Origin of the sequence: Neobacillus bataviensis LMG 21833, from assembly GCF_000307875.1 — a bacterium.
GTDB classification, from domain to species: domain Bacteria; phylum Bacillota; class Bacilli; order Bacillales; family Cytobacillaceae; genus Neobacillus; species Neobacillus bataviensis.
In genome coordinates, this window is sequence record NZ_AJLS01000056.1 from 76311 (window position 1) to 98168 (window position 21858).

At 38.8% G+C, this 21858-nt stretch carries 26 protein-coding genes; 4 read left to right on the plus strand and 22 right to left on the minus strand.

The window, feature by feature from the left end:
* Positions 1 to 126 precede the first annotated feature (126 nt).
* Positions 127 to 1101 carry a nuclease-related domain-containing protein gene (locus BABA_RS09970; RefSeq protein ID WP_007085050.1) on the plus strand — a complete coding sequence of 325 codons (975 nt, stop codon included), beginning with the start codon at positions 127 to 129 and terminating at the stop codon, positions 1099 to 1101.
* A 223-nt stretch (positions 1102 to 1324) separates the two neighbouring features.
* On the opposite strand, the gene BABA_RS09975 is transcribed toward BABA_RS09970, so the two are convergent.
* The 4 genes from BABA_RS09975 to BABA_RS27280 form a co-directional block, all read right to left on the minus strand.
* Positions 1325 to 1720, minus strand: a complete 396-nt coding sequence (locus BABA_RS09975; protein WP_007085051.1) for a hypothetical protein — start codon at positions 1718 to 1720, stop codon at positions 1325 to 1327.
* A gap of 105 nt (positions 1721 to 1825) precedes the next feature.
* Positions 1826 to 2764: a magnesium transporter CorA family protein gene (locus BABA_RS09980; RefSeq protein ID WP_007085052.1), complete on the minus strand. Its 939-nt coding sequence runs from the start codon at positions 2762 to 2764 to the stop codon at positions 1826 to 1828.
* Positions 2765 to 2977: 213 nt separating this feature from the next.
* Positions 2978 to 3883 carry a cation diffusion facilitator family transporter gene (locus BABA_RS09985; RefSeq protein WP_007085053.1) on the minus strand — a complete coding sequence of 302 codons (906 nt, stop codon included), beginning with the start codon at positions 3881 to 3883 and terminating at the stop codon, positions 2978 to 2980.
* 106 nt (positions 3884 to 3989) lie between these two features.
* A complete protein-coding gene (locus BABA_RS27280) occupies positions 3990 to 4127 on the minus strand; it encodes a hypothetical protein (RefSeq protein ID WP_157273151.1) in 138 nt (45 codons plus the stop codon).
* 94 nt (positions 4128 to 4221) lie between these two features.
* Between BABA_RS27280 and BABA_RS09990 the strand changes: the two genes are divergently transcribed.
* Positions 4222 to 4428, plus strand: coding sequence for a YozQ family protein (locus BABA_RS09990; protein WP_007085054.1), 207 nt, complete (start codon positions 4222 to 4224; stop codon positions 4426 to 4428).
* A gap of 50 nt (positions 4429 to 4478) precedes the next feature.
* Here BABA_RS09990 and BABA_RS09995 read toward each other — a convergent pair whose 3' ends face one another.
* Complete coding sequence (locus BABA_RS09995; protein WP_007085055.1) at positions 4479 to 5237, minus strand: TraR/DksA C4-type zinc finger protein; 759 nt, start codon at positions 5235 to 5237, stop codon at positions 4479 to 4481.
* A gap of 221 nt (positions 5238 to 5458) precedes the next feature.
* On the opposite strand from BABA_RS09995, the gene BABA_RS27285 reads away from it, so the two are divergent.
* Positions 5459 to 5620: a hypothetical protein gene (locus BABA_RS27285; protein WP_157273152.1), complete on the plus strand. Its 162-nt coding sequence runs from the start codon at positions 5459 to 5461 to the stop codon at positions 5618 to 5620.
* 87 nt (positions 5621 to 5707) lie between these two features.
* On the opposite strand, the gene BABA_RS10000 is transcribed toward BABA_RS27285, so the two are convergent.
* The 17 genes from BABA_RS10000 to BABA_RS10075 all read right to left on the minus strand — a co-directional run bounded on the left by BABA_RS10000 (position 5708) and on the right by BABA_RS10075 (position 20583).
* Entirely contained in the window at positions 5708 to 6403 is a 696-nt protein-coding gene (locus tag BABA_RS10000) for an ABC transporter ATP-binding protein (RefSeq protein WP_007085056.1), read from the minus strand.
* Positions 6396 to 7166, minus strand: coding sequence for an ABC transporter ATP-binding protein (locus tag BABA_RS10005; RefSeq protein WP_007085057.1), 771 nt, complete (start codon positions 7164 to 7166; stop codon positions 6396 to 6398). Before BABA_RS10005 ends, BABA_RS10000 begins: the two co-directional genes overlap by 8 nt.
* Before the next feature lie 10 nt (positions 7167 to 7176).
* Positions 7177 to 8178, minus strand: coding sequence for a branched-chain amino acid ABC transporter permease (locus tag BABA_RS10010; RefSeq protein WP_007085058.1), 1002 nt, complete (start codon positions 8176 to 8178; stop codon positions 7177 to 7179).
* Complete coding sequence (locus BABA_RS10015) at positions 8178 to 9044, minus strand: branched-chain amino acid ABC transporter permease (protein WP_007085059.1); 867 nt, start codon at positions 9042 to 9044, stop codon at positions 8178 to 8180. The genes BABA_RS10010 and BABA_RS10015 overlap by 1 nt, the downstream gene beginning before the upstream one ends.
* Before the next feature lie 357 nt (positions 9045 to 9401).
* Complete coding sequence (locus tag BABA_RS10020) at positions 9402 to 10619, minus strand: ABC transporter substrate-binding protein (protein WP_007085060.1); 1218 nt, start codon at positions 10617 to 10619, stop codon at positions 9402 to 9404.
* A 323-nt stretch (positions 10620 to 10942) separates the two neighbouring features.
* Positions 10943 to 12520, minus strand: coding sequence for a benzoate-CoA ligase family protein (locus BABA_RS10025; RefSeq protein WP_007085061.1), 1578 nt, complete (start codon positions 12518 to 12520; stop codon positions 10943 to 10945).
* Positions 12521 to 12654: 134 nt separating this feature from the next.
* The gene (locus BABA_RS10030) at positions 12655 to 13452 is read right to left on the minus strand and encodes an enoyl-CoA hydratase/isomerase family protein (protein WP_007085062.1); all 798 of its coding nucleotides are present in this window, start codon (positions 13450 to 13452) and stop codon (positions 12655 to 12657) included.
* 31 nt (positions 13453 to 13483) lie between these two features.
* Positions 13484 to 14977: an aldehyde dehydrogenase family protein gene (locus BABA_RS10035; RefSeq protein ID WP_007085063.1), complete on the minus strand. Its 1494-nt coding sequence runs from the start codon at positions 14975 to 14977 to the stop codon at positions 13484 to 13486.
* 37 nt (positions 14978 to 15014) lie between these two features.
* On the minus strand, positions 15015 to 15179 hold the full coding sequence (locus tag BABA_RS28490) for a PaaD-like zinc ribbon domain-containing protein (protein WP_007085064.1): 165 nt from the start codon (positions 15177 to 15179) through the stop codon (positions 15015 to 15017).
* A complete protein-coding gene (locus BABA_RS10040) occupies positions 15172 to 15810 on the minus strand; it encodes a Phenylacetic acid catabolic protein (protein WP_007085065.1) in 639 nt (212 codons plus the stop codon). The genes BABA_RS28490 and BABA_RS10040 overlap by 8 nt, the downstream gene beginning before the upstream one ends.
* A 1-nt stretch (position 15811) precedes the next feature.
* Positions 15812 to 16042: a hypothetical protein gene (locus tag BABA_RS10045; RefSeq protein WP_007085066.1), complete on the minus strand. Its 231-nt coding sequence runs from the start codon at positions 16040 to 16042 to the stop codon at positions 15812 to 15814.
* Positions 16039 to 16359 (minus strand): metal-sulfur cluster assembly factor, encoded by a 321-nt coding sequence (locus tag BABA_RS10050; protein ID WP_007085067.1) that lies wholly within the window; start codon positions 16357 to 16359, stop codon positions 16039 to 16041. Before BABA_RS10050 ends, BABA_RS10045 begins: the two co-directional genes overlap by 4 nt.
* A 2-nt stretch (positions 16360 to 16361) precedes the next feature.
* Entirely contained in the window at positions 16362 to 17300 is a 939-nt protein-coding gene (locus BABA_RS10055; RefSeq protein WP_007085068.1) for a Phenylacetic acid catabolic protein, read from the minus strand.
* Between the two features lie 207 nt (positions 17301 to 17507).
* Complete coding sequence (locus tag BABA_RS10060) at positions 17508 to 18302, minus strand: enoyl-CoA hydratase-related protein (protein ID WP_007085069.1); 795 nt, start codon at positions 18300 to 18302, stop codon at positions 17508 to 17510.
* A complete protein-coding gene (paaX, locus tag BABA_RS10065) occupies positions 18302 to 19180 on the minus strand; it encodes a phenylacetic acid degradation operon negative regulatory protein PaaX (protein ID WP_007085070.1) in 879 nt (292 codons plus the stop codon). The genes BABA_RS10060 and paaX overlap by 1 nt, the downstream gene beginning before the upstream one ends.
* 81 nt (positions 19181 to 19261) lie before the next feature.
* The gene (locus tag BABA_RS10070) at positions 19262 to 19711 is read right to left on the minus strand and encodes an acyl-CoA thioesterase (RefSeq protein WP_007085071.1); all 450 of its coding nucleotides are present in this window, start codon (positions 19709 to 19711) and stop codon (positions 19262 to 19264) included.
* Positions 19712 to 19788: 77 nt separating this feature from the next.
* The gene (locus BABA_RS10075) at positions 19789 to 20583 is read right to left on the minus strand and encodes an enoyl-CoA hydratase/isomerase family protein (RefSeq protein WP_007085072.1); all 795 of its coding nucleotides are present in this window, start codon (positions 20581 to 20583) and stop codon (positions 19789 to 19791) included.
* A 286-nt stretch (positions 20584 to 20869) separates the two neighbouring features.
* On the opposite strand from BABA_RS10075, the gene BABA_RS10080 reads away from it, so the two are divergent.
* Positions 20870 to 21856 carry an MBL fold metallo-hydrolase gene (locus BABA_RS10080; protein WP_040345895.1) on the plus strand — a complete coding sequence of 329 codons (987 nt, stop codon included), beginning with the start codon at positions 20870 to 20872 and terminating at the stop codon, positions 21854 to 21856.
* Positions 21857 to 21858 lie beyond the last annotated feature (2 nt).

Below are 21858 nucleotides of genomic sequence, written 5' to 3' on the forward strand. Positions count from 1 at the left end.
CTGATAGAAACTATAAAACCGCGAAGACAAAATTTAGACAAATTTTTTAACAAAGATCGGCAAAATTCAGCAGGAATTTCGGATTCTACATTAGAATATATTCATAAAATGAAAGGAGTGATAATTTTGCTTATTAAAGAAAGGGCAAAACCGTTAATTTTGCTTATTTTGGAGGCTTTACTTCGGCGACTTCCATTGAGTCACCAAAAATATCAGCAAATTTTAGACGAATATGGGCGGAGACAAGCCGGCTACTTAGGCGAGAAATCAATGGATTACTATTATCGCGACCTTCCGAATCAGAAATACATGATCCTCCACGATTTAAACCTCCCTGATGGTAATTATAACTGCCAAATAGATACCCTTCTATTAACAGCAGAATTTGCCGTAGCAATCGATGTAAAAAACTTTTCAGGAAAATTAATATTCGATACAGATAATGAACAATTTATTCAAATCAATAATGGGAAAGAAAAAGGATACCCCTATCCTATTGCACAGGCAGAAAGACATCAAAAGTACATAAAGAAACTTCTTGCTGAACATCATTTTCCTGCGATCCCCATTGAATATTTAGTCGTTATCAGTAATCCGTATACTTCCTATGTTATTACTGGAAAAAATGCTTACAAAGTCAAACCGCGAGTATGTAAGGGCGATGTCTTCTTAAACAAAATTGACCTTTTGGAGAAACAATATTCGAAACCGCTGCTTACTACAAAAGACCTTCGTAAGCTTTGCCGCCTCCTTGTGAAAATGAATACCTTACCGACGGACTATGTATTGCAAAAATACGGTATTCAGAATTCGGACCTGTTAACAGGTGTCCACTGCCCTTCATGTTCTAATCCTTCCCTTATTCGAAAAAAACAAAATTGGTACTGCGCCTCCTGCAATTCTTATTCAAAATATGCACATATAGCCGCACTGAATGATTATTTTTTGTTATTTAATTCGACCATAACAAATCAGCAGTTTCGGGAATTTGCCCATCTCAGTTCCATCCATATCGCGAGAAGATTATTACTGTCCGCAAATTTGGATTGCATAGGAAAATATAAAGACCGCCGCTACTTTCCAAAGAAAGTTCCCTCTTAAATCTCAATTCGCGAGTAAACAGTTGATATTCGCGAGTAAACTGCTTAATTCGCGAGTAAAATCATTAAATTAACGAGTAAACAACTAAAATTCGCGAATACACAGGAAAAAGCTATGTGCAAATAGTTAATTATCGCAATTCATTACAAAAAGGACGCCTTAAATAGGTGTCCTTTCCCTTTACATTAAAATTCTGAGCGAAAAACGTTCGAAATCACCTCTTTTATACCTCAAGATCCTTGCCTTCTTCAACAATATGGAACAGCAGGTGTGCCAAATGATGTATCGGCCCGTACTCCTCGTCCTCTTCATTTGTTTCCTCATTGAATTCAAGATCATTTAAGAATAGTGCCATGAATTCGTAAAAATCCTTTAGCTGGAATGAATAGCAGGCAACGGGCTCTTCATTATCCTCTTCATATTGCAAGACCATATATGAGAGATCCCCATCAACATCCTCCGCATCAAAAAAGACAAAAAAGCCAATATTGGTGTCGAGTTCGAAGAGATGCCTCGTTCCGCCCTCGGTTGCCTTATCAAACTCTTCCTGATTAAGCTTTTGAATTTGCATGCTGTCTACATTATCTTCCTGATGAAAACCTACGACAAATGATTTCATGATATCCTCCTTAAAAATAGCAATACCTGTCAATAGGATATCCATTACTATGTCCACTTCATTCAAAAAATAAAAAGAAAAACCAGCCACTAAAAGGCTGGTAATCTAGAAATATTTCTTTTTCCAAAAAATGAATGCTGCTAATGTGGATAATACGCCACATATGATTAGTGTAAAAAGAAATCCGTGCGGATTATGTTCAAAAGGCAAATCAACGTTCATTCCAAATAGGCTGAACACCATCGTCGGGAAAGATAAAATAATCGTAATTGAAGTTAAAAACTTCATCACAATGTTAAGGTTATTTGAAATGATTGAGGCAAAGGCATTCATCATTCCGTTCAAAATGGAACGGTAGGTTTCCGCCATCTCAATTGCCTGTGTTTTTTCGATAATGACATCTTCCAATAAATCTTTGTCTTCTTCATACATTTTTAAATAGTTAAAGCGCAAAATTTTATCTAAAACAACCTTATTTGATTTTAACGAGGTCGTAAAGTAAACCAAACTTTTTTCCAATGCTAGAAATGCATACAATTCTTTATTTTTCAATGACTGGTGAACGACACGTTCAATTTCATTCGTTTTCTTATTGATTTGTTTTAAATACCGAAGATAATAAGATGAGATCACAAACAGAATTTGCAAGGCAAAGCGTGTCTTCTTAAATGTAAAAAATTCCTTGATACGATTTTTTCGGAATTCTTCGATGATCGGCGAATCCTTTAAAGAAACAGTTATGATATTTTCTTCTGTAAGGATAATCCCAATTGGAATTGTTTCATAGACCGCGAGTCCTGTTTCATCATGGACAATATAGGGAAAGTCGACAATAATGTAGACCCTTCCGTCATCCCGTTCAATCCTTGGGCGTTCTTCATCATCCAGGGCATCTTTTATAATATCAACATCGACTTGCGCATCATTGGATACTTTAGTAATTTCTTCGGCAGTTGGGGCATACATATTCACCCAGCAACCCTTTGAAATCACATCCACTTTTTCTAACACCCTTGCATCGGTACTTTTAAAAATTTCTAACATGCGAAAACCTCCTCACTCACTTTGTTTGAGGAAGCCAACAACCTTTTCCAGAGTTGATATTCATGATATTCAATTCGGGTCCTTTAAAGACATTGACTTCCCCTCGCCTACTTGGGTCCGGGTCAACGGAATAACTCAAAAATATCAACTCCTTCACATTTTTATATCCTATCCTATCATAAACCAAATACCAGAAAGGTCAAAGGAGTTTTTTTATGAATTATTATTATCCTCGGGGAAATAGGGATTTAAATGAATGAGCACTTCATGGATATTGTCATTTTTATTGATCAGTTTCTGTTTGATCGATTTTGCCAGGTCATGACCTTGCTTAATCGTTTTAAAGTGATCAATTGAAATGCGCAAGTCCACTAATACATAATGACCATGTTCTCTCGCCCGGATGCGGTCAATCCGTTTTACTTCTTCAAACTCGCCCACAATAGCAATGTATTCCTGAAGTGTCTCTGTATTAATATTACGCTCAAGTAAGATGTCAAATGCCTCTGTCAGCATTTCCTTTGCAATTTTAAAAATTAAATAAGCGACAAAAATACTGGCTGCCTTGTCTCCATACAGCAAGAAATGGATATCTAATCGTTCCCCAACAATGGAAATAAGTACTCCGATTGCCGCTGCAATCGATGCGACTATATCTGCTTTATGATCAAAAGCAATCGCTTCAATGGCCTTGCTTTGATTCTCTTTAGCAACACTAAGTGAACCTCGGTATAAAATAATTTTCGTAATAAACGAAAATAGCGCGACCCACATCGCTAAGAAACTGGGTGATTCCACTTTGTGAAAGAAACCGCTAAAGCCTTCGTAGGCAACATAAATGGCAACAAGTAAGAGCAGGATCCCAATAATTTCGGAGACGATTACCTCTGCCTTACCATGCCCGTATGGATGTTCTTTGTCTGCTGGCTTGTTCGCAATTTTTATCACCAATAAAACAATGACAGAAGCGAAAACATCAGCGGCAGAATGGATTCCGTCCGCAAATACCGCATCACTATGCCCGTACGAGCCAATAATGACTTTTCCCAATGTTAGGATAATATTACTTATCACACTGATCCAGGCTACTTTTTTAGCCAGCGATTCTCTCATTTCCATTGTATTCCACCTTTGAAATTCCTTTAGCCATCATAGCAAATACAAACTGGATGGGTCTAGAGAAAAAGTCTTGCGCAGCCTAAGCAATGTTGACTGCACGCAAACGTCATTCCTCAAGTCTGTCATTATCCTCTTTCCTCATTTCCACTTCTTCCACTACAGAAATTCTGTTAATTTGGTCATGAAGATAATGGAAAGCCTGATCTAATTCTTCTCGTGTTGGAAATTCATTTTTTCGATTCATTAACAAATCACCTTTCAAATTTTTGTAGGAGTAATTATTTTAAAATAAGCAAAAATACCCGTGTAGTGCTATTTTAAAAAAGGAGGATGACAGGATGGACAATAAAAAAGCAAATCCCAAGAAAGAGTTAGCCGGAAGTTTTTATCATCCAAGTTATTATCAAGAAAAGGATACCTTATCCTCAGGTCTTGCAACCACACATGAGCAAGTTAGCGACACGTATGCAGAGGGACAAATAGGCGCCGTCATTGATGATGTAAACGGAAAGGATATACCCATTCCCCGAAAAGGTTTTGAATAAGGGTCATAATTAGGAAAACAGCTCTCACGCGAAAGCTGTTTTCTTTTTTTTCATTTATCATCATGATCAACATATGGATCGTGTTCATAGGCGGGCAAATCGCCAAAGGTGGTCATGATTCCTTCTTCATCAAGGGCATCTTCATACTTTTCATGCTGTGGATTTGGATAAACCTTAATATCGTTTCCATACATATCATTGCCAACAAAATTTTCATAGTCCTCGACGTAGCCGATATTTTCATCGGCTTCCACATACATATCCTGATAATCATCTTGCGGGAAGGCTAAATCCGATGGAGTATCAGATGTTCCCCATGCCGCCACGGTTTGCCAGGAATCTTCGGCATCAAAACCAACGTTTTCCTTCTTTTCATCCATATCAAATTTTCCAAATGGAGGTGACAATACTTCCTCCTCAACTGGGCGATTATGTGAGGTAATTTGATCCTGGCTATGCTCTTTACAAAAGGTGGTATTAGGAAGGGCCTGTAACCGTTCGAACGGAATGTCTTTTCCGCAGACATCGCATTTCCCATACGTTCCATTTTCCATTGCCTCTAAAGCCCTATCAATATTCCCTAACTGGGTTTCAGAGTGCTCATTTAAGGCAATATCCTTTTCACGTTCATATAATTCTGTTGCTTCATCTGCCGGATGGTTATCATAGCTCGATAACTCCCCCATCGATTCATGGGCATGTCCACGTTCTAACCCAAAATGATCGTTTTGTTCTAACCGTTCCTCCGCTTCAGCCTTTTCTTGCAACAATTGTAACCGTAGCTCAGCTAACTGCTGTGTCGATAACATGTGCTAAACCCCTTTCATGGAAAAAGCGTTATCTATCTCACCATTTATTTTATTTATTGTTTTATCGTACCCTTATATTTTCATTTGTTTCACGCTTGATTATGTACATTAAATTTAATTCCATCAAAATCCTATTCATTGCATCACAATGAATCTGAATAAGAATTGGTTAGGCGTGTATCTTAAGAATAATTAAGATGATTTGAAAGAGAGGGATTTACGTGGTTAATTTAGATTTTGAAAAGTTTAGAAAAATACAGAACGAACATAAGGCCGAATATATAGGAAGCGACAAAAACAAACAACCAGGCTTTAATGACCCCGAATATAACAACCAGGATAATACTGATAAATCACCGGGAGCCACGGGTCGTGACATATAGCTAAAATAAATTAAAAGGGCTTACTCAAAGATTCATTACCTCATGAGTAAGCCACTTTTTAACCCTGCCATTTGAATGATAATAATATTAGCTAATTGCCAGGTGATGGTAGGCAATATCCATATTTCCCCTCAGTTCATTAGGGTGATCATGATAGACCACTTCGCCTTTATTTAAAATGTATACATCATCAGCAATACTTAAGGCCGTGGCAATGTTTTGTTCGACTAAAAGCATCGACATACCTTTTTCCTTTAATTTCAATAAAACGTCCATGACTTCTCCGACCATTAAAGGAGAAAGGCCTTCTGTCGGTTCATCAAGGAGGAGAATTTTAGGATTACGCATTAAAGCACGGCCAATTGATAGCATTGATTGCTCGCCGCCGCTTAAATTCCCTGCATGCGTCTTTTCGCGTTCCTTCAAACGAGGGAAAAGGTCAAAAATGCGTTCCAAATCCCAATTCCCCTTGTCCTGTTCGGCAAACACAGTTAAATTTTCGCGGACCGTTAAGGTGGTAAAAATCCGTCTCCCCTGCGGAACAATTCCGATACCCTTTTTGGCAATTTGGTGGCTTTTAAGTGAGATAATGTTTTCACCTTCCAGCCAAATTTCCCCCTGTTTTTTCGTGACAAATCCGATAATGGAATGAATAGTCGTTGTTTTTCCCATTCCATTTCTGCCAAGCAGGGTCACAACACTCCCTTTTTTCACCTCAAGATCGACTCCGTGAAGGACATGGCTGGCTCCATAGAAACTATGTACCTCTTTCAAGCTAAGCATTGGCCAATTCCTCCTTGCCCATATAGATTTCTCTGACTTCTGGATTTTCTCTAACCGCTTCAGGGCTTCCATCGGCAATCAGTGTTCCTGCGTTTAGAACAATCACGCGATCCATGTTCCCAAATAACACCTCTATGTCATGCTCAATCATCATAATGGTTACTTCTAAGGGTAATCGATTGATTAATGTAATAATTTGATCCGTTTCCACCTGGGACATTCCGGCAGTTGGCTCATCTAACAGAAGCAATTTAGGTTTCCCCGCGATGGCCAAAATAATCTCAATTTGCCGTTGAACACCATAGGATAAATCTTGAACCTTTGTATGACTATATTCTTGTAAATTCCACTCTTGAAGAAGCGCTTCCAATTCTTCAAAAAGTAATGGATAGTTTTTCTGATTGGCTTTTTTCCACCATTGGGTATGTTTTTTATTTATGCGCTGAAGTACCAGCATTAAATTTTCCTTTACCGTTAATCCCGACATTAAGTTGTTTTTTTGGAAGGTACGTACAATTCCATTTTCTGTTCGTTTGTAATTTGGCAAGCGATTTATCATTTCGTTAAAATAGCCAATTGTCCCCCCGGATGGTTCTAAATCACCTGCAATCATATGAAACAAAGTCGATTTACCTGCCCCATTCGGACCAATAAGCCCTACCCGTTCTCCTACCGTGACTTCTAAAGTAACATCTTCAATCACCTTTATTCCGCCAAAATGTTTCGAAAGGCCCTTAAGGGATAGAATATTTTCCTTCTTCATCTCTATTCACCTATCCATCCATTTTAGTTTGCTGCTTTATTGGTATTCTATTTAGTTCCTTTTGTGGAATCTTTTGACCTTTAAATAACATTCTTTTTGCATTATTGTAAATCCCAACAATTCCATTGGGGGCAAATATGACAAATAAAATGAATGCTACGCCAATAATCATCATCCAGTTATCCGTATAAGAACTTATAATCGTTTCCAATATCACGATGAAGGCCGCTCCAATGACCGGACCCCATAATGTGCCGACACCGCCGATTAAAACCATGATTAACACAGATCCCGAAGCTGTCCAATACACATCAGTAGGGGAGATGAATCCGTTGAAAATCACATATAAACTTCCGGCTAGACCGCCAATTGTTCCAGCAATTAAAAAGCTTATATTTTTATATAACGCCGTGTTATAACCAATTGATTTCATCCGTTCTTCATTTTCCTTGATACCAATAAAGACAGATCCTAGTGGGGACCGTAAGAATCGACTTAAGAAGAGTAATAGAATCGTGACAACAACAAGGATAAAGTAGTAGACAAACACTTGGTTAGAAAGTCGCATACCAGCCAATATATCTAAGGGAGAGATACCTGATAGTCCGTTCGAACCCCCAGTTACTTTTGTCCACTGGTAAACAATCGAATAAAAGATTTGCGAACAGGCAAGTGTAAGCATTAAAAAATAAAAACCATGTGCTTTTGTTGAGAGTAAGCCAATGATTAGAGCCAGTAAGAGAGCAAATAAAAGCCCCATCCCAATGGTGATAAAAATGTTTGAGCTGAAATGTATGGCAGCTATGCCCGTTGCATACGCACCCGCACCAAAGAAGGCGGCGTGCCCCAATGAAACCAGCCCTGTCTGCCCAACCAGAATATTTAGGCTTAGGGCAAACACACTAAGTATTAAGATTTCCGATAAAATATTTACGTAATAAAGAGATAAAAAAAATGGAACAAGAACCATTAATAAAAATAATAGAATTCCTTTTATTGACCCCTTCTTCATTACACCACCCTCCTGCCGGTTAGACCTTGTGGACGAACCACTAGTACCAATGCCATAAGTGCAAATGTAATAATTAAACTTAGTTCAGGTACAAGATAGCGGCTAAACGTTTCAACAAAGCCCACTAGCAAGCTTGCAATAAAGGTTCCTGTCACCGAACCAAGACCACCAACGACTAGAACCACCAGGGATAAGATGAGAATTTGAAACTCCATTCCCGGATAAACCCCTAGTATGGGTGAACCTAGGACTCCACCTAAACCTGCCATCAAGCTTCCTAAGAAAAATACACAAGTAAAGACAAAATGAATGTTAACCCCTAAACCTCCTACCATTTCCTTATCAGACAAACCTGCACGAATGACAGCACCCCACTTTGTTTTCTCCTGGGTAAACCATAAGAAAATAGCAATTAAAATTCCAATTACAATAAGGGCAAGGCGGTAGGCAGGAATGGCATTTCCAGCAATTTCTACTGACATGTTAAAAGCTTCCGGAGGGGTTACAACTAGAATATTTTTACCCCACATCATCGAAAAAATATCGTGAAAAATATAGGCCAATCCAAAGGTTAACAATACTTGAGAAAGGTGCCCCATCTTGTATGTTGGCCGCAGTAAAACCATTTCCAGTACAAGTCCGATGATTGCAATTAGAAGAGGAACAGCCGCTAAGGCTACCCAAAATGGCAATCCAGCTTGCATGATTAGGGAGTAGCCAATAAAGGAACCTAGGACATACAGCGATCCATGTGCCAGGTTTAAAACACCCAATATACCAAAAACAATGGTAATCCCACTTGTGATTATAAAAAGTAAAAATCCATAGCTTAGCCCATTCATCATTTGTAGAAGTAAGGCACTCAAATGATTAGCCTCCTTACTATTTAATTTATTTTTAGCACTTTTCGTAAACATTGTTATTATAAATCAAAGGCAAACCACTAAAGATCCATATCAGGTGTAAGATTACACCAAAGTAATGTATTTTTTATGATATTTTGAGCCTTCGACCCATCTATCTGCGAATTTGAAGGTTCTATCAGCGAATTTGAAGGTTCTATCGGCGAATTTTGGTATTCTATCGGCGAATATGATGGTTTTATCAGCGAATCGAAGAAAACCACAATCTTTTTGAATAGAGCCTATTTTTAAAAGAAAGAGGCAATGGAAATCTTGCCTCTTTCAACATGGTTTTATGACAACAACCTAGTAAAATTAACTTTATTTTCCTGGATCAACAACCTGAGGAATCGTATCAATTACTTTATTCTCTGTTTTTCCATTCACAATACCCGTTTCGACAATATAAAGATTTTGGATTACATTATGCGTTTCTTTATCAAACTTAATCGGTCCTCTTGGGCTGTTAAGTTCAATAGAAGACATCGCTTCAATCAACTTATCTGGATCCGTTACATCGCCTTTTAATTTTTTAATCGCTTCCGCAAGAATCATTGCCGCATCATATCCCTCGGCTGATTCAATACTTGGACGCTTGTTGTATTTCTTCTCATAGGCCTTTTTAAATGCCTGATTTTCTTTCGTATCTAGACTATAGTCCCAGAAAATAGACGCCTTAATTCCGTCTGGCGAATTGCCTTGCTGCGGCCGTGTGTCCTCGGCAGTAAGCCAACCCGAGCCAATTAGAGGAATTTTTCCTTTTAACCCGTACTGCTCATATTGCTGGACAAACCTTACCGCATCACTGCCCGCATAGAAGGCGTAGATCCCGTCAATACCATCCTTATTCATTTTACCTAGATAGGAGGAATAGTCATTGTTCCCTAGCGGCGGATAAACTTCACCGGCAATTTCCCCGCCTGCTTTAGTGTAAGCTTCCTTAAATGCTTCCGCTACTTCATGACCAAATGCATAATCAGCAGCTGTTACATAGATTTTCTTCCCTACATTTTTGTAGGCCCATTCACCCATAGAATGACCGATTTGCCATGAGCTAAAAGAGGATCTCCATATGTAATCGCTCCGCTTGGCTCTAGTTAAATCATTGCCTCCTGCATGGGAATCAAGAAATGGAAGTTTTTTGCTGTCTACTTCATCACGGATAGCATAAGCGACTGCAGTACTAACAGGACCTGTTAAAATATCAATTTGATCCTGATCCGTTAATTTCCTAAGTTTTCTAAGTGCCACTTGCGGATCTGCCTCTGTGTCTTCATGAATAATCTCAACCTTTTTGCCAGCCACTTCCCAGTTTTGTTCTTCAAAATATAAATTCATTCCATTTAGAAGATTTTCACCCAAAGATGCGTATACACCGGTTGATGGAAGTAATGCCCCAATTTTAATCGGAGAATCATCCTTCACTTTCTCTTTCGTTTTCTCTTTTGAGGTAGATGTGTTAATAGCACCGGAACTGCACGCCGAGAGCAATAAGGCTAGAACAACTAAAAGAAACCCATTTCTCTTAAAATTTTTCATATGAACCCCCTATTTTTTGATAACGCTTCCAACTAAACAATGTACCTCCTCTTTTTATAAAATTTGCAATATTCACAACATTATTATATTGTTTATAGTGTTTAATTACAATACTTATTTTTAACATTCATTCAAAAAACGTAATAACAAAGAAAACCACAACAAGTGCTATATACCCTGTTTAGTTAGCAACAAGAAGGAGTCAATTGGCTTACAATTTATTACGTTTAAAATGCGTATGTAAATAAAACATTTTAATATTGGAAAGAAAATAAAAAAATAGCCAGGTTTAGACCTAGCCATTTTAGACACTTCTTTACATTTTATGCTTGTTTCAACCTAAAACGCTGTACCTTCCCAGTGGCTGTTTTAGGTAATTCTGTGATAAACTCAATTTCCCTAGGATACTTATATGGGGCAAGATTTTGTTTAACATAAAGCTTAAGCTCCGCTTTTAAATCTTCGGTTGGTTCTACGCCATCCCTTAAGACAATATAAGCCTTTGGGTAAATAAGATTATTTTCGTTTTTCGCTCCGACAACAGCCACTTCAAATACATATTCATTCCGAATAAGCGTTGATTCTATTTCAATCGGCGAAACCCAAATACCGCCTACCTTCAACATATCGTCAGAGCGGCCGCAGTACCAAAAGTGACCTTCTTCATCTTGATAATATTTATCCCCTGTGTACATCCACTCTCCATGGAATTTACTTTGATTTTCTGCTAAATTACAGAAGTACCCGATGCTGACGCTATCCCCTTTAATGACTAGGTCGCCAATTTCGTTTACAGCGACTGGTACAGATTCCTCATTGACAATTTTAACCTTGTAGCCTGGGACCACCTTTCCAGTGCTTCCCGCTTTAATATCACCAATATTATTCGAAAGAAAGATATGCAATGCTTCGGTTGAGCCAATTCCATCTAAAATATCAATATTAAAGAGCTCCTTCCACTTTTGAATAAAGGTGGCTGGAAGCGCCTCACCTGCTGATACACATATTCTTACGGAGGAGAGGTCGGGAATGATTCCTGTTTTTTCAACATATTGAATCAATGCTCCATATAATGTAGGCACACCAAAAAATATGGTTGGTTTCTGCTTTTCAATCACTGTAAAGATATTTTCTGGCGTTGGACGATCCTTCAATAAAACGGTTGAAGCCCCTGCACCAAGTGGAAAATACATTCCATTTCCAAGCCCATAGGCAAAATAAAGCTTGGAAGCAGAAAATGTCCGGTCGTTCTCATTGATTTGGAGTATTTTTTCAGCATAGTTTTTATGGGCCACTTCCATACTTCTTTGCATATGGACAACACCCTTTGGATTCCCTGTACTTCCAGAGCTGTACAGCCAAAAAGCAGGGTCTTCCGATATGGTTAGCTCTGCCTCCAATTCAGATGAGGCAGGACGAATAAACTCGTGATAATCAATGGTATCCGGATTATCGCAACCGTTCTCTGAAAGGATAATAACGTCTTTCAGAAAAATAAATCGATCTCTGTTTTCCTTGATCGTGTTCCATACCTCTTCCTGAATGATTAACACTTTGGCACGACTGTGATTTAGAAAATATTCATAGTCTTGCGGTTTCATCGAAGTATTTACCGGTACTGGTACTGCACCTATTTTCACAGCCCCGAAAAAAGAATAAATAAATTCAGGTGAATCATAGACCACCTGCAAGATCCGATTTTCTCTTTCCACGCCAATCCCCTTGAGAGCGTTTCCAAACCTATTAACCTTTAAAAGAATCTCTTGATAGGTGATTTGCTCATCCTCACTATAAATGGCCACCTTGTCGCCGAGACCTTTTTGAACATTTGCTTCTATAAAACGGTTGGCACTATTATAAAAGTCTTTAATGCCCTTTAACTGTTGAACTGACTCTATCATCCTTTAACCCCCAATAGAAAAATGGAACTTGTTTATCCGGGTAAAACCTTCTGCCGAAATCTAGAGGTAGGGTTATTTTGTGTATACAAGAGCAGGGTCTGACTCATTCAAGATGGGTCAGACCATACCTATTACTACTTGCCAGACCATTCTGCTGGGCGTTTCTCGATGAAGGCTGATAATCCCTCTTTGGCATCTTCAGAACGGAATAATAAGTTTTGTAGTTCTCCTTCATAGCGAATGGCAGCATTTAACGGCATTTCTTTACCATTCATAATCGAAAGCTTAATGTTGGAAGCTGCATAGGTTGCACTTTCAGCAATCTTTCTTGCATATTCCAATGTTTTTACACGTGTTTCTTCCTGTGGATAAACACGGTCAACCAACTTAATATTTAGGGCTTCTTGAGGTGTTAAGGTTTCCCCTGTTACATTCAAATCAAGAGCTTTTGAATGACCCACTTGACGTGCCAAACGTTGTGTTCCACCTGTACCGGCTAACACCCCAAGTGTAATTTCAGGTAGTCCAATCTTACCCGCTTGGTCTCCCATAAAACGCAGATCACAAGCTAATGCCATCTCTAGTCCGCCGCCAACGGTGTGTCCTTCAAGACAGGCAATCCAAATTTGCGGAGAACGGGCAATCTTATCTAATGTTTCATTACAGAATAAGCAGAATTGCGTTTTAAAACGCGGCTCAGCTGCTTTTAGAAAATTAATATTCGCTCCTGCCGAGAAAAATTTAGGCATATCGCTCATTAACACAGCGACTTTAATATCGTTATCAAAACGTATATCATCAATGGCAGCATTTAATTCCTTGTAATAGTCTAAATCATAGGCATTTGTTTTATTGACATGAATATGCACCTCGGCAATGCCATTTGCTTTTTTTACTGTTAATGTTTTAGTTTCTAATTTGACTTGTGTCATAAAAATTCCTCCTTGGTTTTTACAATATTTTTTATATTCCGAAAATATTTAATGGTTTCGCCCCAATATAGGAGACAACACTCTTCGTTTCTGTATATAATTCAAGCGTTTCTACACATAATTCCCTGCCAAATCCAGATTGTTTGTAGCCTCCAAAAGGCGTTCCTGGGAATGCCGAAATTGGGCTATTTACCATCACGATGCCAGCTCGAATTCCTGCTGCAATTCTGTGAGCTTTTCCATTGTCTTTTGTCCATATGGCAGAACCCAAACCAAAGATAGAATCATTTGCCTGCTTTAATACCTCAGATTCATCTTTAAATTTCATTACAACAACTACTGGACCAAACACTTCCTCTTGGGCAATCCTCATGTCATTTGTTACATTGCCGATGATTGTTGGCTGATACCAATAGCCGTTTTCAAACTCCGAACCTTCAGGGCGGCTGCCGCCAAATAAAATTTCTCCGCCTTCTTCAATGGCTAACTTAACATAACCGTCAACTGTCTTTTCATGGCTTTTCGAGATTAGTGCGCCCATATGGGTTTCCTTGTTGAATGGATCCCCCACCTTTAACTTTCTTGCTTTTTCAATAAACCTGGTCAAAAATTCATCATAAATATTTTCATGAACAAAGATCCGTGACCGTGCTTCACATGATTGACCTGAGTTGTAGAATATTCCATAAATGGATCCTGCAACTGCCGCTTCCAAATCACAATCATCGAAAACAATACTCGGTGATTTTCCGCCAAGCTCAAGGGTAACCCGCTTTAGCGTTTCTGAGGCACGTGCCATGATGTCTTTCCCTGTTTCGGTTTCACCTGTAAAGGCTACTTTATCAATACCTGGATGCTCCGTTAAGTATGGGCCAATCTCAGAACCGCTTCCTGTCAAAACATTGACCACTCCGGCCGGCACACCCGCTTCATGACATATATCAGCTAGCATGAAAGCAGTAATTGGCGTATAGCTTGCCGGTTTCAAAATGATGGTACATCCTGCTGCTAGTGCAGGTGCTACCTTCCATGCCGCCATCATGAGCGGATAATTCCACGGAATAATTTGGGCACAGACACCCACCGGTTCTTTCACTGTATAGTTGAAAAATCCATTTGGCACGGGGTTCGTACGTCCCCCAAAGGTAGTAACGGCACCCGCATAAAATTCAAAGTCCTCAATTGCCTGTGTAATTTGACCTTGTGCAGCGGCTACTGTTTTTCCACTATTTAAAACTTCAGCCTCTACTAGCTCGTTAAAGCGTTCTCTCATAATTTGCGCAATTTTATTAAGGACTCTTGCCCGTCTTGCCGGAGTCAATTTCGGCCACTTGCCTGAATCGAATGCCTTCCTTGCTGCAGCAACGGTACGATCAACATCCTCTTTTGTCGCTTTTGCCACTTTGGCTAACACTTCACCTGTTGCAGGATTATGGGTTTCGAAAAATTGGTTGTTGCTGCTATTACTGTATTCACCATTGATTAATAATTGGTATTCTTCCTTTAATGTGGTTGTTTTTAACATTTCAATAGCCCCTTTAAATTTTTTCAATAATTGCTTACTAGTATTTCGACTGTACAGCTTGCCAGCGGATATACTCAAAGACACTTCGGCAACTGTTGCAATAATACTGACGAACTAATTGGGCTGTACCGAATGATGAGATCTTTTCTACATTTTCCGAGGCACAAAATGAGCATTGAATGGTCTTTTTCTCATCAGACATGTTGTACGTCCTCAAGAGCCGTCAGCTTTGCGATCGTTTCTTTGTATTCTTTTACCAGATTGCTATTTTCCAAGATTATCTTTTCAGAGAGTAATAGATGGTCAGTTTCCACCTGCTTCAACCACTGTAAGGCCTCTAATGTTACCTTTTCAAACTCTAGTGCAAATGTTTTAGGAACGGCTCCTGAATCATTCAGCAATTGTTTACACCAACTTTTTGAGTAAAGAAGATGTTCTTCTTGTTCATTAAACATTTTACTGAACGGTGCATGTAACTCCGGATGCTTCGCATCGATGACCGCATTCATGACGAGATCAACGGCAACATTTACCGCATAAACACCGGCAATCAAAGCTACCCAGTGGGAGGTGCCCGCAACTGACGGAAAGGCCTTTCCTGTTTGTTCTTTAATTTCAACTTTACTGCCATTTAAACCTTGTAATTCATGCGCCCATTTATACATGAGCCGGGCATGGCCAAGTTCAGCCTGTGCCATTGCAATGGAAGAAAGGGTAGCTTCTAAATTAGGACCGCTAATCCCAATTTCTACAAGACGGTCACCTAAGATAAATTTGTTATCCGCAATTGTTACGGCTAATTCAATAAGAGAACCATTGTTTAGAATACTCATATTAATTTACACCCTCCTTTTCAAATAGTGGTTCTGGAAGGCGTACTGTAATGAATGCCTCTTTTCGGACAATTTGCATTTCTACCCAGTCTTCTTCATCGTAAATGTATTGTGAATAAACTTTGGCAAGTTCATCGCTCTCAGCAAGAAATGAACCCACTTGTATCAAATCATCGCCCCGGTTGATACGTGTAAATAGAAGATATTCTGCTTTTTGTTGTTTTATTGTCATGAGCTAACCCCCCAGGTTCTGAGTGTTTCTTTCCCTTTATCACTCATATTATTGATGGTCCAAGGCGGACTCCAAACCACTTCAATATCTACTACTAAAATGTCTTCTTCCTTCAGGAGCCGTTCTCTGATATCGCTTTCAATCCATTGCATACAGCCACAACCGGTTGAAGTGTAGGTCATCTTAACGGCTACCTTGCTGTCTTCTACTTTTTCAATTTCATAGATTAATCCCATATCCACCACACTGATTGGGAACTCAGGATCCATTACCTCTGTTAAGGCATTCCAATATCTTTCAATCTCGACTGTTTGCATCTTTACATAACCTCCTTTGCGCGTAGTTCTTCTAATTCGAAGTATCCCTTTTGAATTCTTCTCACAAACTCTTGATTATTTGGCCCCCGCTTTTTAAAACGTTCAATAACACCTTGCCAGGTATCTGGTTCATCGAGTAGCCATTTTTTATTTTCTACATCAAATTTGCATGGAAAAGGAACATCCACCACATACTTTCCTTGCTCCTCGTCAAAATGCGCCGGGACTTTCACACCAATCGATTCACAAAACGGGACCGCTGTAGACAGCCATTTTTGTCTTAGCTCATCATTGGTCTTGCCTTTGAGCTTATAATCTAATTGAGCCGAACGGCTTTTAAGGTTATCGGACACTCCGAAAAACTCTAAAGCCATTATAAACATCCAATCAACCGCTTCTTGTACTTGCTTGGCTGTTTCTGGGCTTTTCATTCCTGCTTTCATAATGATTTCACCATTCCGCAGGTGAAAAAGCTCTTCTTTGTCTACCTTCACTAAGGCTCTTTTCCATGGACCATATGATGTATTTTGGTGGGCATCACCTAGCAGGGTGTAACCTGATCTGTCAAAAAGTCCATTAAATACACCCAGCTCAATCCAATTGTCTAATTTAAAATCAAAGGCATATGGATTTTTCCAGCGGTTAGCAGGCCGTTTATAAAGGAGTTCTTCGACATCTTCTCCAAGGTCCTCTAACAGACGATAGGCAATATGTGCGTGGCCAATTTCATCTTGAATAACAGCAAGTGCGGTAATCTTATAGTTTAGATTTGGGGCTTCATTGTACACGGTTAAAAGGGGGGGGACACTTAAAAGCTCGGTGTCTCCAACAATGGTTAATGTTTGTTTCAAGGCCCGAAGATACTCATCATTCATATCATCTCTGCTTTCAAGCATATATCCCTTCTGAATCTTTTCCATTAAAACCTCAGCCTGACTCATATTGATCGCCTCTCTTTATTACGTTTTTTATTTTATCGTCTATATAAGATAATATAGATTATTTTAAATTATCTGTCAATAAGTTTATTACGTTTTTACGTTGGTAATATTAAAAACATAATTTCATAGGAATTGAAACGAAAAAACGACGCCTTATACAATGAAAGGCGTCGTTTTCTTATTTTAGTTTTTGATATTTAATTGGGACTATTCCCCTTTAAAATTCGGCGAGCGTTTTTCCTTAAATGCAGTTAATGCTTCGATTCGATCCTTTGTAGGGATAATGACCTCATATGCCTTCGCTTCAATTGCTAATCCTGTTTTTACATCTACATTGCTTCCATAATTTACGGCGAATTTCGCCTGTGTCACGGCAAGTGGAGCATTTTTCATTATTTCTGCTGCCAATTCTTTAGAGGAATCTAGCAACTTACCCTTTTCCACAACTTTATTTATTAGTCCCAACTCAAATGCCGTGGAAGCTCCAATCTTTCTAGCCGTTAATATCAATTCCTTCGCCTTCGAAGTTCCGATTAATCGGCTTAAGCGCTGTGTGCCGCCCGCACCAGGGATAATCCCCCAACTCACTTCCGTTAGTCCCATTGTTGCTTCTTTCACGGCAATACGAAAGTCACAAACTAAGGCAAGTTCAAGACCGCCACCAAGTGCATACCCATTGACAGCAGCAATCGTTGGCTGCGGTAACTCTTCAATCTTTGTGAAAACAGACCGGATCATATTCACGTTTCTATGAACCTCTTTTTCACTTAACGTGCGTCTTTCCCGTAAATCTGCCCCTGCACTAAATGCCTTTTCTCCCGCTCCAGTAATAATAACGACCCGAATATCCTTATCATGTTTAAGCCCGTCTACCACCTCTTCTAACTGTAAAAGCGTTTCATAGTCAAAGCAATTTAATTGATCTGGGCGATTGATGGTTACTACTGCTAAATGACTTTCTACCTTTAAAATAACCTTTTCCAAATTAATTCCTCCCTGCATTATACATAAACTTCTTTAAATGGGTTGATTGCTTTATCCCGAATAGGTTTTATTTCTTGATCTGGATCCGTTTCATTAATGGATTCAAAATAGCGTATAGATGGTATGGCTATTAATTGATGAATATTCCAAAATAGTTCTCTCGCTCTTGATCCTACCCAATCTTTAGGTAGTAAATCTCGGGGGAAGCCTGGGTCTTGAAAAAGAAACTTTCTATATTCATGAACGATGTTTGTCCGTTTAATAAAACACTCTTCGTCCGTTAATCTATTCGTTAATGCCTTATCACGTAATTCTTCTAATTCAGGTAAGTATTTTTCAATAAATCTATTGTAATTTTCCGAAACCTGCCCAATGTCCCATCCCTTTGCGATAATACTTTCGCTAGTATGCGAGACCACATCTGAGGAGCTAAATAAAATGGTGTTTTCTTCAATTTTATAATTTTTAATCATTGCCATCACTTGATTTTCCAGTGGGTTGGGGCTGATCCAGGTGCTGTTTGAAATCATTCCAAAGCCAGTCCAAGAAAGCTCTTTTCTAATTTCATTTCGAAGCTCCCGTTTTTCCTCAGGGAAGGAATAGCTTAATATTCTCCACTTGCCATCCCATGCTGCTTGAGGAGCGGCGTATACCCTATTTACCCCATCTTCTACCCTTCTTTTTCCTTGTTCTGTAATAGAGTAGTAGCTTTTATTTCCCTTTTTTCTGACTTGTAATAAATTCTTCTGAACCATTCTTAAAATAGCACCACGAACAGAGGATTCAGAAATTCCAAATCCACTCATTAACTGAATTAAACTCCCAACCCAGATTTCTCCCCCATAATATTGAATGTACTCTCCATAAAGTGTAAACATTAGTGATCTTGGCTTCATAGTTGCCACCATCCAGTAATTTATTATTGCTAAATATGTCTTTTCTTAGGAGACAATTATATTATAGAGGAACGGCAGCATTTATGCATTATACCTGGGCCGTTTTTTATCCGCTTTTGCTTGAATATTATCGCTTAAGATTGCTTTAACATCCTCCGGGATTAAAACCGCTTTTATTCCTTCGGCAGATTGTTCTACCCAGCCTCGACATTCATAACCGTGTGCAACCCGTTCTCCATCCCTATATACGACATGTCCCAATTTAATCGTTTTTCGATTAATTTCTTCAACCTTGGTATGAATTGTAATGAGATCATCATAAAGCAGAGCTTTTTCAAATGTGCATTGGACATCGAGTAACGGAACAATGATTCCCCGCTCCTCTTCCAATTGAACGGGGGATAAATCACAGCTTCTGAAAAATTGATGCCCAGCAATGTCAAACCATTTAAAAAAGTTCGGATAATAGACAATCCCCGCCTTATCTGTGTCGCCCCAATTTACTAACACTTCAAGCTCATTTGAACGCATGCAGCGGTCCCCCTTAAAGAAAAATACATACTTGAATAAAATGGCGATATCGATAATCGATATCGCCACATTGTATATTACTGACCTGACCAATCTGCTGCACGTTTTTCGATAAATGCACTTAATCCCTCTTTCGCATCTTGAGAACGGAATAAAAGGTTTTGTAGTTCTCCTTCATAACGAATGGCCGCATTCAATGGCATTTCTTTTCCATTCATAATGGAAAGTTTAATATTTGATGCCGCATATGTCGCGCTGCTAGCAATTTTCTCTGCATATGCTAAAGTTTTTGCTCTTGTTTCCTCTTGAGGGAAAACGCGATCAACTAATTTTATTTCTAATGCTTCTTGTGGTGTTAATGTTTCTCCTGTGATATTCAAATCAAGCGCTTTAGAATGTCCAACTTGACGTGCAAGGCGCTGTGTTCCACCTGTACCAGCTAGCACACCTAGTGTGATTTCCGGAAGTCCGATTTTTCCAGCATTGTCGCCCATGAAGCGCAGGTCGCACGCTAGAGCCATTTCTAAGCCGCCGCCAACTGTATGCCCTTCCAGACAAGCAATCCAAATTTGCGGGGAACGAGCGATTTTATCTAATGTCTCGTTACAGAATAAGCAGAATTGTGTTTTAAAGCGTGGCTCAGCAGCTTTTAGGAAATTAATATTTGCCCCGGCTGAGAAGAATTTTGGCATATCACTCATTAATACAGCTACTTTAATATCATTATCAAAACGAATATCATCGATGGCTGCATTCAATTCTTTGTAATAGTCTAAGTCGTAGGCATTGGTTTTATTAACATGTATATGTACCTCTGCAATACCGTTTGCTTTTTTAACTGTAAGCATTTTTGTTTCTGTTACTGTTATCATTTTAAAATCCTCCTCATTATTTATCGTTATGATTTTATTCCCTTCGTTCTTATTACATAATATACAGAATATTTTATCTATTAGCAAAACCTGAAATTCAGCTATTTCTCCCACAATTTATCTCATTTACTTGTATTTTCTTATCTATTCTCTCTTTTTCTAACAATTAATGTTTTTCTTACCAACGTAGTGAAAACATATTATTCGCCATGCTACGGAATAATTGCTTGGAGTACAATTGGTTGATATAATAAAACGAAAATTCGTAATTTTTGAACAGAATGAGGTGTATGCATTGAATGAATTGAAAAAATCATGCTGTGAGGTTTTCCCCATCATCATTCCAGATCGGTCTTCCCTAAAAAGTGTTAACTTCTATTTAGTAAAGCAGGAGCATTCACTTTCCCTAATTGATGCCGGTTGGGATAACGATGAATGCTGGAATGGGTTAATTGATACGTTGAACAGAAATGGATTTACCCTTAAGGACATAACGGAAATACTCCTTACCCATCACCATATTGATCATGTAGGGCTAGTCAATCGGATCACATCTGAACATTCGATTCCGATCTATGCACATCCTGATTCTATTCCCAGGTTAAAAAGGGATAAACTTTTTCTTGAAATGAGAGTTGAGTTTTACGCGCAGCTTTACAAAGAAATGGGATGCGGAGCGAACGGGGAACAGCATGTAGCTTATTTAAAAAAGGCTATAGGGCAAAACAAACACAAAGCGATTCAAGCCGATATCAGTAAAATTATCGATGATTCATTGTTCAATTTTACGATTGTCGAAGTTCCAGGCCATTCACCTGACCAGATTGCCTTTTATCACAAAGAGCAAAATTGGTTATTTGCCGGCGATTTATTGATTGAGCATATTTCCAGCAATGCCTTAGTGGAACCAGATTTAGCAGGGAACAGAATCCCGACGCTTCTTCAGCATATAGACTCTTTAAAAAAATGCTTAGCGTTACCTGTGAATCTTGTCTTCTCCGGTCATGGAACTACAATTGGAAAGCCACATACATTAATAGAAAAGCGGCTCGAGCGAACCCAGGAAAAGGCAGACCGGATCATACAATTAATTACATCCGGATGTTCAACAGGAAGCAAAATTGCCCAGTCCTATTATAATAATACTTATTATGAGCAATTTTCACTCGTCATGTCGGAAATTATCGGCCATTTAGATTATCTAGAAGTTCAGGGAAGAATTAATAAGGAATTTATAAACGGAGTTTGGGACTATTCCATTACAGGAAAATAAAA

Excerpts from the sequence above, each read along its gene's own strand:
- BABA_RS09975 (WP_007085051.1), bottom strand. The coding sequence starts at position 1,720 with ATGAAATCATTTGTCGTAGGTTTTCATCAGGAAGATAATGTAGACAGC.
- BABA_RS09980 (WP_007085052.1), bottom strand. The coding sequence starts at position 2,764 with ATGTTAGAAATTTTTAAAAGTACCGATGCAAGGGTGTTAGAAAAAGTG.
- BABA_RS09985 (WP_007085053.1), bottom strand. The coding sequence starts at position 3,883 with ATGGAAATGAGAGAATCGCTGGCTAAAAAAGTAGCCTGGATCAGTGTG.
- BABA_RS27280 (WP_157273151.1), bottom strand. The coding sequence starts at position 4,127 with ATGAATCGAAAAAATGAATTTCCAACACGAGAAGAATTAGATCAGGCT.
- BABA_RS09990 (WP_007085054.1), top strand. The coding sequence starts at position 4,222 with ATGGACAATAAAAAAGCAAATCCCAAGAAAGAGTTAGCCGGAAGTTTT.
- BABA_RS09995 (WP_007085055.1), bottom strand. The coding sequence starts at position 5,237 with ATGTTATCGACACAGCAGTTAGCTGAGCTACGGTTACAATTGTTGCAA.
- BABA_RS10000 (WP_007085056.1), bottom strand. The coding sequence starts at position 6,403 with ATGCTTAGCTTGAAAGAGGTACATAGTTTCTATGGAGCCAGCCATGTC.
- BABA_RS10005 (WP_007085057.1), bottom strand. The coding sequence starts at position 7,166 with ATGAAGAAGGAAAATATTCTATCCCTTAAGGGCCTTTCGAAACATTTT.
- BABA_RS10010 (WP_007085058.1), bottom strand. The coding sequence starts at position 8,178 with ATGAAGAAGGGGTCAATAAAAGGAATTCTATTATTTTTATTAATGGTT.
- BABA_RS10020 (WP_007085060.1), bottom strand. The coding sequence starts at position 10,619 with ATGAAAAATTTTAAGAGAAATGGGTTTCTTTTAGTTGTTCTAGCCTTA.
- BABA_RS10025 (WP_007085061.1), bottom strand. The coding sequence starts at position 12,520 with ATGATAGAGTCAGTTCAACAGTTAAAGGGCATTAAAGACTTTTATAAT.
- BABA_RS10030 (WP_007085062.1), bottom strand. The coding sequence starts at position 13,452 with ATGACACAAGTCAAATTAGAAACTAAAACATTAACAGTAAAAAAAGCA.
- BABA_RS10035 (WP_007085063.1), bottom strand. The coding sequence starts at position 14,977 with ATGTTAAAAACAACCACATTAAAGGAAGAATACCAATTATTAATCAAT.
- BABA_RS28490 (WP_007085064.1), bottom strand. The coding sequence starts at position 15,179 with ATGTCTGATGAGAAAAAGACCATTCAATGCTCATTTTGTGCCTCGGAA.
- BABA_RS10040 (WP_007085065.1), bottom strand. The coding sequence starts at position 15,810 with ATGAGTATTCTAAACAATGGTTCTCTTATTGAATTAGCCGTAACAATT.
- BABA_RS10045 (WP_007085066.1), bottom strand. The coding sequence starts at position 16,042 with ATGACAATAAAACAACAAAAAGCAGAATATCTTCTATTTACACGTATC.
- BABA_RS10050 (WP_007085067.1), bottom strand. The coding sequence starts at position 16,359 with ATGCAAACAGTCGAGATTGAAAGATATTGGAATGCCTTAACAGAGGTA.
- BABA_RS10055 (WP_007085068.1), bottom strand. The coding sequence starts at position 17,300 with ATGAGTCAGGCTGAGGTTTTAATGGAAAAGATTCAGAAGGGATATATG.
- BABA_RS10060 (WP_007085069.1), bottom strand. The coding sequence starts at position 18,302 with ATGCAGGGAGGAATTAATTTGGAAAAGGTTATTTTAAAGGTAGAAAGT.
- paaX (WP_007085070.1), bottom strand. The coding sequence starts at position 19,180 with ATGAAGCCAAGATCACTAATGTTTACACTTTATGGAGAGTACATTCAA.
- BABA_RS10070 (WP_007085071.1), bottom strand. The coding sequence starts at position 19,711 with ATGCGTTCAAATGAGCTTGAAGTGTTAGTAAATTGGGGCGACACAGAT.
- BABA_RS10075 (WP_007085072.1), bottom strand. The coding sequence starts at position 20,583 with ATGATAACAGTAACAGAAACAAAAATGCTTACAGTTAAAAAAGCAAAC.